Source organism: Corynebacterium sp., assembly GCF_030535495.1.
In the GTDB taxonomy this organism is placed as follows: domain Bacteria; phylum Actinomycetota; class Actinomycetes; order Mycobacteriales; family Mycobacteriaceae; genus Corynebacterium.
The window spans coordinates 1-16,082 of sequence record NZ_JAUNRW010000020.1 but is presented as its reverse complement, the minus strand read 5'-3'; the positions used below and the strand labels follow the sequence as shown (position 1 = coordinate 16,082).

The window sequence follows — 16,082 nt, the reverse complement described above, 5'->3', positions numbered from 1 at the left end:
CGTGAGTGACAACAACACCTCCCGGAAGCTGACCGACGAGGAGCTGGCCTACTACGCCGCCCTCGATCCGCACGCGATGACCTCCACGAAGCCGTGGGAGCTGGAGGTGCGTTCCCCGTCTCTCAAGCGTCTGGCGTGGATCTGCATTCTCGTGGTCATGGCCGTGCACATCTTCATGGGGTACTTCCTCGACCTGGAGTTCACGGGCGCCTCGATCTCCTTCATCGATCAGCTGGCGTTCCCCCTGGTCGGCGTGGTCATCTCCATCCTCGCCTATCTGGCGTTCACCCGCCCGCGCGTGCGCGCCAACGAGGACGGGGTGGAGATCCGCAACATCATCGGCACCCGTTTCTACCCGTGGACCGTCGCCTACGGTTTGTTCTTCCCGCAGGGTGCCCGCATGGCGCGCCTGGAGCTGCCCGAGTTCGAGTACATCCCGATGTGGGCCATGCAGGCCTCCGACGGCGCGGCCGTGGTGCAGGCTGTCTCGACGTTCCGTGAGCTCGAGGCCAAGTACATGCCGCAGGACTGATCATGGCTGATCCCAGCACGTACCGCCCGGCCCCGGGAACCATCCCCACGGAGCCGGGCGTCTACCGTTTCCGCGACGAGAACCGCCGGGTCATCTACGTCGGCAAGGCCAACAGCCTGCGGGCGCGGCTGTCCAACTACTTCCAGGACGTCACCGGCCTGCATCCGCGCACCCGCCAGATGGTGTTCACCGCGGCCTCCGTGGAGTGGACGGTGGTCAGCTCCGAGGTGGAGGCCCTCCAGCTGGAGTACACGTGGATCAAGCGCTTCGATCCCCGCTTCAACGTCAAGTACCGCGACGACAAGACCTACCCGCTGCTGGCGGTGTCCACCGGCGAGGACATCCCGCGCGCCTTCTTCTACCGGGGCCCACGCCGCCGCGGGGTGCGCTACTTCGGCCCCTACTCCCACGCCTGGGCCGTGCGGGAGACCCTCGACCTGCTCACCCGTGTGTTCCCGGTGCGTACCTGTTCGAAGGGCGTGTACAACCGCCACGAGAAACTGGGCCGGCCCTGCCTGCTCGGCTACATCGACAAGTGCTCCGCCCCGTGCGTGGGCCGCGTCAGCTCGGAGGAGCACCGGGAGATCGTCGACGGATTCGTCTCCTTCATGGCCGGGCACACCGACCAGGTCGTCCGCCAGCTCACCCGGGAGATGGAGCGGGCCGCGGAGGACCTCGAGTTCGAACGCGCCGCCCGACTGCGCGATGACCTGGGGGCTGTCACCAAGGTGATGGAGCAGCAGGCCGTCGTCCTCGGCGACGCCACCGACGCCGACCTCATCGCCGTCCACTCGGACGACCTCGAGGCCGCCGTGCAGATCTTCCACGTCCGCTCAGGCCGCATCCGCGGCCAGCGCGGCTGGGTCGTCGAGCGCACCGAGGAACCCATCGAGGCCCTCATGCGCGACTTCCTCATCCAGTTCTACTCCGACGCCGTCGAGCGCGCGCTTATCGACGCCGCCGACGAAGCCGCCTCCATCACCCGCCGCGGGGTGGACCAGTACTCCACCCAGCCGCCGAAGCCCGGCGCCGTGGTGCCGCGCGAGATCCTCGTCCAGCACCTGCCGGAGGAGGCCACCGAGGTGGTGACCCTGCTCAGTGAGCTCCGCGGGGCCCAGGTGGATCTGCGTATCCCGCAACGCGGCGACAAACGGGCACTGATGGAAAACGTCGAGCGCAACGCCAAGGACGCCCTGCGCCAGCACAAGCTCAAGCGCGTCGGTGACCTCACCGCCCGCTCGGCGGCCCTGCAGGACATCCAGGAGGTCCTCGGCCTGGAGGAGGCGCCGCTGCGCATCGAGTGCACGGACATCTCCCACATCCAGGGCACCGACGTCGTCGCCTCCCTCGTTGTCTTCGAGGACGGACTGCCCCGCAAGGCCGACTACCGCCGCTACCGGGTCAAGGAGGCGGCCGGCGACGGACACTCCGACGACGTCGCCTCCATCGCGGAGATCACCCGACGCCGTTTCCTGCGCCACAACCAGGACAAACTCGCCGTCCCGGACGAGGAGACCGAGGCCCAGACCTTCGCGGACGAGAAGGTGGAGGAGTACTCCACCGATGCCCGCCGTTTCGCCTACCCGCCGAATCTGTTCATCGTCGATGGCGGGTTGCCCCAGGTCAACGCCGCGCAGAAGGTCTTCGACGACCTCGGCATCGTCGACGTCACCCTCATCGGCCTGGCCAAGCGCCTCGAGGAGATCTGGGTGCCGGGGGAGTCCGACCCCCTCATCCTGCCGCGCTCCTCGCAGGGTCTGTTCCTCCTGCAGCAGATCCGCGACGAGGCCCACCGTTTCGCCATCACCTATCACCGCCAGCAGCGTTCCAAGCGAATGCGGGTCTCCGAACTCGACGGAGTGCCGGGGCTGGGGGCCACCCGCCGGACGGAGCTGGTCAAGCACTTCGGCTCCGTGAAAAAGCTCAAGGCGGCCTCCGTGGAGGAGATCGCCGAGGTGAAGGGATTCGGTCCCAAGCTGGCGGCATCCGTGTTCCACCACCTGCATTCCGACGCCCGCGATACTATGGCCCCATGACCCCGTCTCCTTCCGCGCCGTCCCGCTTTTCGACGCCCCCCGTCCTCATCACCGGCATGTCCGGCGGAGGTCTCAGTTCCGCGGCGAAGGTGCTCGAGGACAAGGGTTTCTTCGTCGCCCAGAACCTGCCGCCGACACTCATCGGCTCCTTCCTCGAGCAGTCGCTGGCGCAGGATCCGCCCGTGGAGAAGGTCGCCTTCCTCACTGATGTGCGGACACGTGATTTCGGCGGTTCGCTCAAGGATGTCCTGCAGGACCTGGAGAAGCGGGACCTGTCCCCGACGGTGCTGTTCATGGACGCGCGCGATGACATCCTCATCCGGCGCTTCGACAGCGTGCGACGCACCCATCCGCTGCAGGAGGACCAGTCCCTGCAGGTGGGCATCGACCGCGAGCGGGAGATCACCAACCCCATCAAGGAGATGTCGGACATCATCATCGACACCTCCAGCCTGTCGGTGCACGACCTGCGTCGCGCCATCGAGGCCTCGTTCGGCACCATGGCGCACAACCGTCAGCACGTCACCGTCGAGTCCTTCGGGTTCAAAAACGGCGCCCCCCGTGACGCCGACCTCATGATCGACGTCCGCTTCCTGCCCAATCCCTACTGGGTGCCCGAGCTGCGCGGATTCCGCGGCACCGATGAGCCGGTCAGTGACTACGTCCTCTCCCGCAAGGGGGCGGAGGAGTTTCTCGACCGTTTCGTCGCGATGTTCGAGTCGATGCTCGACGGCTACCGCCACGAGGGCAAGAACTTCATCACCGTCGCCGTCGGCTGCACGGGCGGACACCATCGCTCCGTCGCCGTCTCCGAGGAGCTGGGTCGCCGCCTGTCCCGGTTCGAGGGCCTGGACGTCAACGTCATGCACCGCGACATCGCCACCAGCTGATTCTTCCCGGGATTAACACGGAGTAACACCATGCACATCACGTCTATGGGAGGCGGCCACGGCCTCTATCAGACCCTCGTGGCGGCCCGTCTGAGTGAGCCGTCGTCTATCACCGCCGTCGTCACGGTCGCCGATGACGGCGGCTCCTCCGGCCGGCTCCGCCGCGAGATGGAGATCATCCCGCCCGGTGACCTGCGTATGGCGTTGTCGGCGCTGGCCCGGGAGGACGTCGACGGGCAGCTGTGGGCCCAGACCCTCCAGCACCGTTTCGGCGGGACCGGGGCCATGGCCGGGCACGCCATGGGCAACCTGCTCATCGTCGGCCTCACCAACGTCCTCGGCAGCTTCCAGGCCGCCCTGGACAAGGTCGCGGAGCTCACGCGCTCCCACGGTCGGGTGGTCCCCGTGTGCAATCAGCCTCTCGACATCGAGGCCGAGGTGGCCGGGCTTGACGACGACCCACGCGTCATCCGCCCCGTCCGCGGCCAGGTGGCGGTGGCCTCCACGCCCGGCACCGTGCGCCGCGTGCGACTCATCCCGGACCATCCGGAACCCAGCCCGGTGGCGGTGGAGGCGATCCGCAACGCCAGCATGGTCACTCTGGGACCGGGTTCCTGGTTCTCCTCCGTCATCCCGCACCTTCTGGTGCCCGGGATCGTGGAGGCCCTCAACGAGACCTCCGCGCTGAAGGTGGTGGTGCTCAACCTCTCCGCTGAGCTGGGGGAGACCCACGGATTCTCCTCGGAGCGCCACATCCACATGCTCAGCCAGCACGCCCCCTCGCTGCGGATCGACCGGGTCCTCGTCGATTCCGGCTCCATCCGCACCACCGCGGAGCGGACCTTCCTGGCCCGCGCGGCCGCCGGGTTGGGCGCCGAGGTGGTCTATGAGGATCTGCGTACCGTCGACGCCGACGGGCAGGCCACCAACAAGCATGACCCCTCCAAGCTCTCCGCAGCGCTGTCTTCACTGATGTCCGACGGCGTCTAGACTGGTCCGGACGTTCGAAGAAGAAAGAAAGGCGGACGCGACTGTGGCGTTGACAGCACGAGTCAAAGACGAGCTCACGCAGGTGGCGGTGACCCGCCAGTCGGCACGCGCGGCGGAAACGGCCGCGCTCCTCCGATTCTCCGGGCACATGCACGTTGTTGCCGGGAGAGTGGTCCTGGAGGCTGAACTCGACTCCGCTGATGTGGCCCGCCGCCTCGCAGATTCCCTCACGGAGCTCTACGGCGTGGAGGTCCACGAGCACACCATCAGCCCGGGCGGGGCGTCGAAAAGCTCCCGCCATCTGCTGCGCGTCACCGACGGCACCGAGGACCTGGCCCGGCGCCTGGGACTGGTCACCCGCTCCGGGCACCCGGTGGTGGGTCTGCCGCCGCAGGTGATCTCCGGCACCGTCGCCGACAATGAAGCCGCCTGGCGGGGGGCGTTTCTCGCCCAGGGATCCCTGACGGAGCCGGGGCGCTCCTCCGCGCTCGAGGTGACCTGCCCCTGCCAGGAGGCCGCCCTGGCGCTGGTGGGGGCCGCCCGCCGCCTGGGCATCACCGCCAAGACCCGGGAGACCCGGGGCGCGGACCGGGTGATCATCCGCGACGGCGATGCCATCGGGGCGCTGCTCACCCGCATGGGGGCCCAGCAGATCCGCCTCGAGTGGGAGGACAAGCGGCTGCGCCGCGAGGTCCGGTCCACCGCCAACCGCCTGGCGAACTTCGATGACGCCAACCTGCGGCGCTCCGCCCGCGCCGCCGTGGCCGCCGCCGCCCGCGTCGAGCGAGCCATGCAGATTCTCGGCGACGATGTGCCCGAGCACCTCGCCGAGGCCGGTCAGCTGCGCGTCCAGCACCGGCAGGCATCCCTGGAGGAACTGGGGCGTCTGGCTGACCCGCAGATGACCAAGGACGCGGTCGCCGGTCGTATCCGGCGGCTGCTGTCCATGGCGGACAAGCGCGCCGAGGAACTGGGCATCCCGGACACCAACGAAGCCGTCACCGACGACATCCTCGACGGGGCCTGACCTCGGTCCCGCTCCATTCGGGGGTGGGGCGGAGGCGGTTTTCGTGCCGTGCGCAGGGCGTACGGGAGACGGGGGCGGGGCGTTGACAACGAGTTTCGTCAAGAAAGCTCGCGGTGCCGTGGTTGTGGCGGGTGCGGGTGCTGCCGGAAAGTCCGAGTCTGTCTGTTTGGCCTCTGCAGGCGGCGGAGAGTGGCGCTAAACTTGTCGGTGATGGACCGTGATCCGCAGTCATCATGAACGGACAGTGCGGTCGCATCCAGACGTGTACTCAATCCCGAGGAGATTATTGTGACCATCCGCGTAGGCATCAACGGCTTCGGCCGCATCGGCCGTAACTTCTACCGCGCCGTCCTGGAGCGCAGCGAGGCCGTCGAGATCGTCGCGGTCAACGACCTCACCGACAACAAGACCCTGTCGACCCTGCTGAAGTACGACTCCATCCTGGGCAAGCTCCCGGGTGAGGTCTCCTTCGACGATGACTCCATCACCTACGACGGCAAGACCATCGCCGTGTCCGCCGAGCGCGACCCGAAGAACCTCGACTGGGCCGCCCACAACGTGGACATCGTCATCGAGTCCACCGGCTTCTTCACCGACGCCGAGGCAGCCAAGGCCCACATCGAGGCCGGTGCCAAGAAGGTCATCATCTCCGCTCCGGCGAAGAACGAGGACGCCACCTTCGTCTACGGCGTCAACCACGAGGACTACGACCCGGAGAACCACACCGTCATCTCCGCCGCCTCCTGCACCACCAACTGCCTGGCCCCGATGGCCAAGGTCCTGGACGAGAAGCTCGGCATCGAGCGCGGCCTCATGACCACCATCCACGCCTACACCGGTGACCAGCGTCTGCACGACGCCCCGCACAAGGACCTGCGCCGCGCCCGCGCCGCCGCCGTCAACATCGTGCCCACCTCCACCGGTGCCGCCAAGGCCGTCTCCCTGGTCCTGCCGCAGCTCAAGGGCAAGCTGGACGGCTACGCCCTGCGCGTGCCGACCATCACCGGCTCCGCCACCGACCTCACCTTCACCGCCGGCCGCGAGACCACCGTCGAGGAGGTCAACGCCATCATCAAGGAGGCCGCCACCGGTGAGTTCGGTGAGACCCTCGCCTACACCGAGGACCCGATCGTCTCCACCGACATCATCACCGACCCGCACGGCTCCATCTTCGACGCCGGCCTGACCAAGGTCATCGGCGACCAGGTCAAGGTTGTCGCCTGGTACGACAACGAGTGGGGCTACACCTGCCAGCTGCTCCGCATCACCGAGATGGTCGCTGAGAAGCTCTAGAGTTCGACCCCCTCGCATTCCCTCCGGCCCCACGGCTGAGGCCGGGGGAGTGTGACCCTGCGGCCCGGGGTGTGCCTCGGCACACGTCGGGCCGCCTTCCTTTGTCAGCCGCCCTTTTCTCCCCTCACAGACCCCAGTCAAGGAGTACGCCATGACCGTGAAGACCCTGCAGGACCTGCTCGACGAGGGCGTCGACGGCCGCCACATCCTCGTCCGCTCCGACTTCAACGTCCCGCTCAACGATGCCGGTGAGATCACCGACGCGGGCCGCATCACCGCCTCCCTGCCGACCCTCAAGGCGCTCGTCGAGGGTGGCGCCAAGGTCATCGTCATGGCTCACCTGGGCCGCCCGAAGGGTGAGGTCAACGCCAAGTACTCCCTGGCCCCGGTCGCCGAGGCACTGTCCGAGGCTCTCGGCCAGTATGTGGCCCTGGCCTCCGACGTCACCGGCGAGGACGCGCACGAGCGCGCCAACGGCCTCACCGAGGGCGATGTCCTGCTCCTGGAGAACGTGCGTTTCGACGCCCGCGAGACCTCCAAGGACGAGGCCGAGCGCGGCGCCTTCGCCGATGAGCTCGCCGCCCTCGCCGCCGACAACGGCGCCTTCGTCTCCGACGGCTTCGGCGTCGTCCACCGCGCGCAGGCCTCCGTCTACGATGTGGCCAAGCGCCTCCCGGCCTACGCCGGCACCCTGGTGGAGAAGGAGATCTCCGTCCTGGACAAGACCGCCACCAACCCCGAGTCCCCGTACGTGGTCATTCTCGGCGGCTCCAAGGTCTCCGACAAGCTCGGCGTTATCGAGGCCCTCGCCGGCAAGGCCGACAAGATCATCATCGGTGGCGGCATGTGCTACACCTTCCTCAACGCCCAGGGCTACAACACCCAGAAGTCCCTGCTGCAGGAGGAGATGATCGACACCTGCAAGGACCTCCTCGAGCGCTTCGGCGACAAGATCGTGCTGCCGGTCGACCTCGTCGCCGCCGCCGAGTTCTCCGCCGACGCCGAGCACAAGGTCGTCGCCCTCGACGAGATCCCGGAGGGTTGGCTGTCCCCGGACATCGGCCCGGAGTCCGTGCAGAAGTTCGCCGACGTCCTCGCCACCTCCAAGACCGTCTTCTGGAACGGCCCGATGGGTGTCTTCGAGATGGAGCCCTTCTCCAAGGGCACCGAAGGCGTGGCCCAGGCGATCATCGACGCCACCGCCAACAACGACTCCTTCTCCGTCGTCGGTGGCGGCGACTCCGCCGCCTCCGTCCGCGTGCTCGGTCTCAACGAGGACGGCTTCTCCCACATCTCCACCGGTGGCGGTGCCTCCCTCGAGTTCCTCGAGGGCAAGGAACTGCCGGGCGTCTCCGTCCTCGACCGCTAAACACACTCTCCCGAAAGGAGTGCCACCCCTATGGCACGCACCCCGCTCATCGCCGGCAACTGGAAGATGAACCTGGACCACCACCAGGCCATCGCCACCGTGCAGAAGCTCGACTTCGCCCTGCCGAAGGACTACTACGAGAAGGTCGACGTCGCCGTCACCGTCCCGTTCACCGACATCCGCTCCGTGCAGACCCTCGTCGACGGTGACAAGCTGCAGGTCACCTACGGTGCCCAGGATGTCTCCCGGCACGAGTCCGGCGCCTACACCGGTGAGGTCTCCGCCCAGATGCTGGCCAAGCTCGGCTGCACCTGGGTCGTCGTCGGCCACTCCGAGCGCCGCGAGTACCACAACGAGTCCGACGAGCTGGTCGCCGCCAAGGCCGCGATCACCCTTAAGCACGGCATGCACCCGATCGTGTGCGTCGGTGAGCCGCTGGAGATCCGCGAGGCCGGCACCCACGTCGACTACGTCGTCGAACAGACCCGCGCCTCCCTGGACGGCCTGTCCACCGAGGACCTGGGCAACACCGTCATCGCCTACGAGCCCGTGTGGGCCATCGGCACCGGCAAGGTCGCCTCCGCGGCCGACGCCCAGGAAGTCTGCGCCGCCATCCGCGGGCTCATCCGTGAACTGGCCGGCGATGACGTCGCCGACGGCATGCGCATCCTCTACGGTGGCTCCGTCAAGGCCGACTCCGTCGCCGAGATCGTCGGCCAGCCCGACGTGGACGGTGGCCTCGTCGGTGGCGCCTCCCTCGACGGCGAGGATTTCGCCAAGCTGGCGGCCGCCGCCGCTTCGGCCGTCTAAACCGTCACCACCCTTCAGCCCCCATCGCGTCAGCGGCGGGGGCTGTTTCGTCGATAAGTGGGCACTTGGGAGCGCGATACGCCATGATGGTGAGGCATCCGTTCGACGAAGGGAAACTCATGACCGTCCGCGATCATCTGCAGGAAGACATCCGCTACCTGGGCCGTATTCTCGGCCAGGTCATCGCGGAGCAGGAGGGTGAGGACGTGTTCAACCTCGTCGAGCACGCCCGCCAGCAGGCTTTCGAGGTGGCGAAGGGCAACGCCAGCCTGGAGGTGCTCGTCGAACTGTTCCGCAACATCGACCCGGAGAAGGCGACCCCGGTCGTGCGGGCCTTCAGCCACTTCGCCCTCATGGCGAACCTGGCGGAGGACATCCACGACGACTTCAACCGCGAGCGCATTCTCGACGAGGGTGGCGCCCCGGACTCCACCCTCGACGCGACGTGGGAGAAGTTCGACGAGGCAGAGGTGAGCGCGCAGGCGATCGAGAAGTCGATGTCCGCCGCCCTGGTTGCGCCGGTGCTCACGGCGCACCCGACGGAGACTCGTCGGCGCACTGTCTTCGACGCGCAGAAGCACATCACGGACCTCATGCTGGCCCGCCACGCCATCCAGGACGCCGATGAGACCGCCCGCACTGAGGCCCGCCTCGCCGAGGTGGAGCGCAACATCCGCCGCCGCATGACCATCCTGTGGCAGACCGCGCTCATCCGCCAGGCCCGCCCCCGCATCGAGGACGAGATCGAGGTCGGACTGCGCTACTACACCCTCTCCCTGCTCAAGGAGATCCCGGCGCTCAACCGCCACGTGCATGATTCCCTCAGCGACCGATTCGGCGCCGATCTGCAGGGCAGTGACGGCAAGGCGATCGTGCGCCCCGGTTCCTGGATCGGCGGTGATCATGACGGCAACCCCTTCGTCACCGCCGCCACCTTGGATTATGCTTCTCGACGCGCCGCCCAGACCGTCCTCAAGTACTACGTCCAGCAGCTCCACGCCCTGGAGCATGAGCTCAGCCTCTCGGACCGGATGACGTCGGTCACCGTGGAACTGGTCGCGCTGGCCGGCAAGGGACACAACGACGTCCCCTCGCGTGTCGACGAGCCCTACCGCCGTGCCGTCCACGGCGTCCGCGGCCGCATCCTGGCCACCACCGCCCACCTCATCGGGGAGGAAGCCGTCGAGGGCACCTGGCACCGCGCGCACGAGCCGTACACGGATCCGGCGGAGTTCGACGCCGACCTCAAGGTCATCGACACCTCCCTGCGGGCCTCCCAGGACGAGATCATCGCCGACGACCGCCTCAGCACGATCCGGGCGGCGATCTCCTCCTTCGGTTTCCACCTGTACTCGATTGATCTGCGCCAGAACTCGGAGAGCTTCGAGAACGTCCTCACCGAGGTCTTCGCCACCGCCCACGTCCACCCCAACTACGACGCCCTCCGCGAGGAGGAGAAGGTCGAGCTGCTCGTCCGTGAGCTGCAGACCCCGCGCCCGCTCGTCCCGCGCGGCTACCGGGGCTTTAGCGAGGCGACCCAGCGCGAGCTCGACCTCATCTCCCAGGCGGCGCTGTCCGTCGAGCGCTTCGGCGAGCAGATGATCCCGCACCAGATCATCTCCATGGCCCAGTCCGTCAGCGACATCCTCGAGCCGATGGTCCTGCTCAAGGAGGTGGGCCTCATCCGCGCCAACGGCCATGGCCCGACCGGCAGCGTCGACATCATCCCGCTGTTCGAGACCATCGACGATCTCGAGGCCGGAGCCGGCATCCTCCGCCAGCTGTGGGACCTGCCGCTCTACCGCGCCTACCTCCAGCAGCGCGGGGACATCCAGGAGATCATGCTCGGCTACTCCGACTCCAACAAGGACGGTGGCTACTTCGCCGCGAACTGGGCGCTCTACGACGCCGAGACCGAGCTGGTGAAGGTCGGCCGCGAGCACAATGTGCGACTGCGCCTGTTCCACGGGCGTGGCGGCACCGTCGGTCGCGGTGGCGGCCCCTCCTACGACGCCATCCTCGCCCAGCCGCAGGGGGCCGTCGACGGTTCCGTGCGCATCACCGAACAAGGCGAGATCATCTCCGCCAAGTACGGTTCCCCCCGGGCCGCCCGCCGCAATCTGGAGGCCCTGGTCTCCGCGACGCTGGAGGCGAGCCTGCTCACCGTCGACGATCTCGACGATCGCGCGCGTGCCACGCAGATCATGGGCGAGCTGGCCGCCATTTCGCGCCGCAAGTACTCCGAGCTGGTCCACGAAGACCCGGGCTTCATCCCGTACTTCACCCAGTCCACGCCGCTGCACGAGATCGGCTCCCTCAACATCGGCTCCAGGCCCACGGCCCGGAAGCAGACCAAGGGCGTCGACGATCTCCGCGCCATCCCCTGGGTGCTCGCCTGGTCCCAGTCGCGCGTCCTGTTGCCGGGCTGGTTCGGCGTCGGCACCGCCTTGGCCGAGTGGATCGGGGAGGGCGCGGATCGCGACGACCGTATCGCGGAGCTGCGGGATCTCTACGAGTCCTGGCCGTTTTTCACCTCCATCATGTCCAACATGGCGCAGGTCATGTCTAAGGCCGGCATGGAACTGGCGGAGTTGTATGCGCGGCTCATCGACGACCGCGACGTAGCCCAGCGCATTCACGGGGTCATCACCGAGGAGTTCGAGCTCACCCGCGCCATGTTCTTCGAGGTATCCGGCAGCGAGGAGCTGCTCGCCGACAACCCGGCCCTGGCGCGTTCCGTGCGCCGCCGCTTCCCGTATCTGCTGCCGCTCAACATCATCCAGCTGGAGATGCTGCGCCGCCACCGCGCCGGCGACGCCCGCCAGGCCGTCTCCCGCGGCATCCAGCTGACCATGAATGGACTCGCCACCGCGCTGCGCAATTCCGGTTAGTCCTGTTGTAGGATGTTCGTCATGACTCTTGCTCTTCAGATCGTCCTCGTGCTCACCGCTGTGCTCATGACGGTGTTCGTTCTGCTGCACAAGGGCAAGGGTGGCGGCCTGTCGAGCCTGTTCGGCGGCGGCGTGCAGTCGAACCTCTCCGGTTCCACGATCGTGGAGAAGAACCTCGACCGCTACACCATCGTCATGGCCATCATCTGGATCGCCTGCATCGTGGCCCTCAATCTCATCCAGGCCTACGGCGGCTAGGTTCCGCGCTTATCGACGCCCCCTTCGGGGGGCGTCTTTTTTCGTTTTGGGCTGGCGCCATGGACCAACTCCGTGATCTGCCCACCCTCACCGGAGCCCCTCCGGGAGAGCTTGTCGACGGTGGGGGAGGACGGTGTCCCCGACGACAGTGGCTACGCCTTCGCTTCCACCGCCTCGAGCCGGAAGGGCCGCCAGATTGCCGTACACCCGGTGGCGCCTGTGGCGGCTGGTGCCCGAGCGGATCGAGTTCTGGCAGGGCTCGACCGACCGTCGGCACCAGCGTGTGATCAGAGAGCTGTAACCGCGTTATCGTGCTGTCAGGTTAATTCTTGGTCGACTTGGCGTGAACTTCGTGTAGCTTGCGATCCAGAATCACTCTGGGACGGATAGGTTCTTAATTGAACCGTAAAGCGTCCTAGTTTCCCTCCGAAAGAGTGCCTAGTGAATAGTTTTCGCAAGATCGTTGTCGCAGTATTGGCAATCCTTTTCGTTGTGCCATCAACGATGGCCCATTCTGTCACTCCCAGCAGCCCGACCCCAGACGTCCACGACAGCATACTGCTTGAGCAAGAGGATTCGATTGAAGCCCAGACAATCATCTCTGATGGTCCTTCGGAATATGAAATCAAGAGAGCTATCGAGGAACATCTCGATTTCTCGCTTGATCATCGAGGAGTCTTCGACGACGTAACCGCACGGGCTGATGGAGTCGATCCTGAAATCATCCGGATTGGCGTCATTCGAAACCACTTGATCGGAGTGGTTGGTACTGAGATAAGCCCTCAGGGGTGGCAGCCTGGTACCTTGAATTACGGGCGCTGGTGTGGGCCAAACCAATGGGGACCGGGTGAGCCCGTCGACTCCCTGGATCGCGCATGCATGAACCATGATATTTGCATACAGCAGGGTACCGCGATATGTGATTGCGATTTTAGGTTCGTGCAGAACCTCCGTATCATTAGGCCGCAATATCCGTGGGGTACGCAGGGTCGTGCTTATCTTGAAGCTGCAATCATAGCTGTTCCGAGAGCCCACGGTTGCGGCTTCTAGCAATACGCTTAACATTCAAACTCGCGGGTGATGAGCCAATCGATGGAAACTATGTCAGCAGGGAGGGAATGAGATCTTGCAGGCATTGCAGTCTCGCAAAGCCCTCTTTATCGCCTGGGTCGGACTGGCGCTTAACGTCATATTGACCTATCTCAGGGCCGTTACTCCGGCGCACGCGCTGGGTGTGAGCGTCGAAGATCTAACGCAGTTCACTAGTGTGTCCGGCCCCATCATCAATGTCGTCACGGTTGGCTTTGCGCTTATCGTGGCGCTGGTACAGCGAAGGATGATTCTGGGGCTCGCAGCACTAGTGAGCTTCTTTTCCTTCTTTGTGATCGCTCTGTTTCACCTGGGATTGTGCGTCATCTGGCGGTATTTCTTCTGGGACGACCTCGTCAGCGACGGTTCCGGATCAATAGCTCCGTTCTGGGCTTGTCAGTTCTTGGATCCGTGAGCGGGTGATCACAGAGCGGTAGCCGCGTCGTCCGCGAGGTAGAGGACGGTGTCGGCGGTGCCCTCGGCACCCGCAGCGGGCCAGTCCTCGGGGTCGGCACGGTCGACGATGGCCTTGGCGGCCTGCGCCTTGTCCTCGCCGGAGACCAGCAGCCACACCCGTTCGGCGCGGCGTACGGCCGGCAGCGTCAGGGTCACGCGCTCAGCAGGCGGCTTCGGCGAATCGGTCACGGCGATGACGAGGCGCTCGTTCTCGCGGACGGCGTCGGTGTGGGGGAACAGGGAGTTGATGTGGCCCTCGTAGCCCATGCCGAGCAGGTGGATATCGAAGCCCTGCGGCGCGACCTCTGCGATGGTGGCCTCGTAGGCGTGTGCTGCGGCCTCCATGTCACCGCCGTTAAGACCGAAGCCGTGGATGTTTACCTCGGGGATGTCGACGTGGCTGAGCAGCGCGTCGCGGGCCTGGCCCTCGTTGGAGTCCTCGTGGCCGACGGGCACATTGCGCTCATCGCCGAAGAAGACGTGGACTCGTGTCCAGTCAACGCGGGGATCGGCGTCCTCGATCTCGCGGATCCGCTCCAGTAGGCCGATGCCGGCCCCGCCGCCGGTGAGCACGAGGCGAGCAACGCCGTCGCCGTGGCAGCCGGTGCCGGTGGCCTGGAGGGAGGAGACGACGTCGATAAGCGACGTCGCAGCCTGGTCGAGGAGGGTGGACAGGGTGTCAGGACGACGGAGCGTGACCATTGATTCCTTTCACGCGCGTGAGACCGCGCAGAGCGTGGGCGTAGGCGATGTCGGGGTCGAGATGGCGCAGTTCCTCGGAGAGGCAGTCGGCGTCGGAACGATCGTGCATGGCCACCAGCGACTCGGGCCGCCCCGGCATGCTGACGCGGATCGTCCGATGATCGATGACCTCGATCTCCACCGGCCCGGAGGCCCGGTCGAACCGCAGTGAGCGAATGGGGAAAAGTCGCTCATCATCGCCGGGCTCGCACACTTCGCGGGAGACAGGAACACCGAGCCGGTCGGCCAACCAACCTGCGGCGACGTCTATCTGGGGTTCGTCGGCGGGGCCGGTGAGCACCGCCGCCTCGACCTCCTCGTGCGGGTGCCGGTCGAGGGAGGAGGCGACGATACCGCGCCAGGCGGTGATCTTCGACCACACCATGTCCGAGTCACCCGGGGCGTAGGTGGAGCGCAGGCGCGCCAGCACCGCCCGGCCTGCGGGGTGGTCGGCGTTGGTGATACGCCGCTGTGCCAGGCGGCCCAGAGGGTGCTCCGAAGGGTTGGACGGGGCGGTGGTCGGCCACCAGGCGACAACCGGGGTGTCGGGCAGCAGCAGGGGAGTGACCACCGCGGCGAGGTGGTTGACCATTTCGCCGGTGATACGCATGATGACCATTTCCGAGGCGCCGGCGTGACCGCCGACGCGCACCTCGGCGTCAAGACGCGAGGCCTCGTCCTCATCACCGGTGAGCAGGACCAGCACACGGGCCGGGTGCTCGTGGGAGGCGTCGCGCGTGACGTTGATGATGTGGTCGACATCATCGTCGAAGGCGGCGACGACGACCAACGTGAGCACGCGGCCGGTGGTCTGGGAGTTGTTCTCGCGGGCCTCGAGAAGGCTGGCGGCGATGCGGCGGGTGTGGGTGTCCGGCAGTTGAATCTTCATGTCGGTCCTTTCGAGGTTAGGGGCGACGCCACGAGCGGCCGGTGCGCTCCAGCATGCGGTCGGCGCTGGCCGGGCCCCAGGTGCCGGACTCGTACTCGTCGGGCTGTCCCTTCTCGGCCCAGAACTCCAGGATCGGGTCGAGGATGGCCCAGGACAGCTCCACCTCCTCGTTGGTGGGGAAGAGGGAGGATTCGTCGAGAAGCGCATCGAGGATGAGCCGCTCGTAGGCCTCCGGGGAGGCCTCGGTGAAGGCCTCGGCGTAGGAGAAGTCCATGTTGACGTCACGGACCTCCATCGCCGAACCGGGCACCTTGGAACCGAAGCGCATGAGCACACCCTCGTCCGGCTGGACGCGGATGACGATGGCGTTCTGCCCCAGCGAGGAGGTCTGCCCGTCGTGGAAGGGCTGGTGCGGGGCGCGCTTGAACACCAGCGCGATCTCCGTCACGCGGCGGCCGAGGCGCTTGCCGGTACGCAGGTAGAAGGGCACGCCCGCCCAGCGGCGGGAGTTGATCTCCAGGGTGCAGGCGGCGTAGGTCTCGGTGGTGGAGTCGGGGTCGAAGCCCTCCTCCTCCCGCAGACCCTTGACCTTGTGGGAGCCCTGCCAGCCGGCGGCGTACTGGCCGCGCGCGGTGGTCTTGTTCAACGGATACACCGGGTTGGTGGCGCGCAGGACCTTGACCTTCTCCGCCTGGAGTTCGGCCGGGTCGAAGGCGATGGGCTCCTCCATGGCCACCAGCGCCAGCAGCTGGAGCAGGTGGTTCTGGATGACGTCGCGGGCGGCGCCGATGCCGTCGTAGTAGCCCGCGCG

At 66.6% G+C, this 16,082-nt stretch carries 15 protein-coding genes; 12 read left to right on the top strand and 3 right to left on the bottom strand.

Annotated features, from left to right (window positions below):
* Position 1: 1 nt before the first annotated feature.
* The 12 genes from Q4F73_RS04355 to Q4F73_RS04305 all read left to right on the top strand — a co-directional run bounded on the left by Q4F73_RS04355 (position 2) and on the right by Q4F73_RS04305 (position 13,600).
* Positions 2-532, top strand: coding sequence for a PH domain-containing protein (locus Q4F73_RS04355; RefSeq protein WP_303358135.1), 531 nt, complete (start codon positions 2-4; stop codon positions 530-532).
* A 2-nt stretch (positions 533-534) separates the two neighbouring features.
* The gene (uvrC, locus tag Q4F73_RS04350; RefSeq protein WP_303358134.1) at positions 535-2,568 is read left to right on the top strand and encodes an excinuclease ABC subunit UvrC; all 2,034 of its coding nucleotides are present in this window, start codon (positions 535-537) and stop codon (positions 2,566-2,568) included.
* Entirely contained in the window at positions 2,565-3,458 is an 894-nt protein-coding gene (gene rapZ, locus Q4F73_RS04345; RefSeq protein ID WP_303358133.1) for an RNase adapter RapZ, read from the top strand. The genes uvrC and rapZ overlap by 4 nt, the downstream gene beginning before the upstream one ends.
* 30 nt (positions 3,459-3,488) lie before the next feature.
* A complete protein-coding gene (gene yvcK / locus Q4F73_RS04340) occupies positions 3,489-4,448 on the top strand; it encodes a uridine diphosphate-N-acetylglucosamine-binding protein YvcK (protein ID WP_303358132.1) in 960 nt (319 codons plus the stop codon).
* Positions 4,449-4,491: 43 nt separating this feature from the next.
* Entirely contained in the window at positions 4,492-5,475 is a 984-nt protein-coding gene (whiA, locus tag Q4F73_RS04335; RefSeq protein WP_303358131.1) for a DNA-binding protein WhiA, read from the top strand.
* Between the two features lie 288 nt (positions 5,476-5,763).
* Positions 5,764-6,768 (top strand): type I glyceraldehyde-3-phosphate dehydrogenase, encoded by a 1,005-nt coding sequence (gene gap, locus Q4F73_RS04330; RefSeq protein ID WP_303358130.1) that lies wholly within the window; start codon positions 5,764-5,766, stop codon positions 6,766-6,768.
* 151 nt (positions 6,769-6,919) lie between these two features.
* Entirely contained in the window at positions 6,920-8,137 is a 1,218-nt protein-coding gene (pgk, locus tag Q4F73_RS04325) for a phosphoglycerate kinase (protein ID WP_303358129.1), read from the top strand.
* 30 nt (positions 8,138-8,167) lie between these two features.
* Positions 8,168-8,947, top strand: a complete 780-nt coding sequence (tpiA, locus tag Q4F73_RS04320) for a triose-phosphate isomerase (RefSeq protein WP_303358128.1) — start codon at positions 8,168-8,170, stop codon at positions 8,945-8,947.
* A 119-nt stretch (positions 8,948-9,066) separates the two neighbouring features.
* Entirely contained in the window at positions 9,067-11,838 is a 2,772-nt protein-coding gene (gene ppc, locus Q4F73_RS04315; RefSeq protein ID WP_303358150.1) for a phosphoenolpyruvate carboxylase, read from the top strand.
* A gap of 21 nt (positions 11,839-11,859) precedes the next feature.
* The gene (gene secG / locus Q4F73_RS04310) at positions 11,860-12,096 is read left to right on the top strand and encodes a preprotein translocase subunit SecG (protein ID WP_303358127.1); all 237 of its coding nucleotides are present in this window, start codon (positions 11,860-11,862) and stop codon (positions 12,094-12,096) included.
* 133 nt (positions 12,097-12,229) lie between these two features.
* Positions 12,230-12,397, top strand: a complete 168-nt coding sequence (locus Q4F73_RS12510; RefSeq protein ID WP_368660514.1) for a pyridoxine 5'-phosphate oxidase C-terminal domain-containing protein — start codon at positions 12,230-12,232, stop codon at positions 12,395-12,397.
* Between the two features lie 825 nt (positions 12,398-13,222).
* The gene (locus tag Q4F73_RS04305; protein ID WP_303358126.1) at positions 13,223-13,600 is read left to right on the top strand and encodes a hypothetical protein; all 378 of its coding nucleotides are present in this window, start codon (positions 13,223-13,225) and stop codon (positions 13,598-13,600) included.
* 8 nt (positions 13,601-13,608) lie between these two features.
* Here the strand turns inward: Q4F73_RS04305 and pgl are convergent, their stop codons facing one another.
* From pgl to Q4F73_RS04290, 3 genes are all read right to left on the bottom strand, one after another.
* Positions 13,609-14,343 carry a 6-phosphogluconolactonase gene (gene pgl / locus Q4F73_RS04300; protein WP_303358125.1) on the bottom strand — a complete coding sequence of 245 codons (735 nt, stop codon included), beginning with the start codon at positions 14,341-14,343 and terminating at the stop codon, positions 13,609-13,611.
* A complete protein-coding gene (locus Q4F73_RS04295; protein ID WP_303358124.1) occupies positions 14,321-15,271 on the bottom strand; it encodes a glucose-6-phosphate dehydrogenase assembly protein OpcA in 951 nt (316 codons plus the stop codon). Before Q4F73_RS04295 ends, pgl begins: the two co-directional genes overlap by 23 nt.
* Before the next feature lie 16 nt (positions 15,272-15,287).
* The coding region (locus Q4F73_RS04290) for a glucose-6-phosphate dehydrogenase (protein WP_303358123.1) at positions 15,288-16,082 on the bottom strand (795 nt) is incomplete at its 5' end.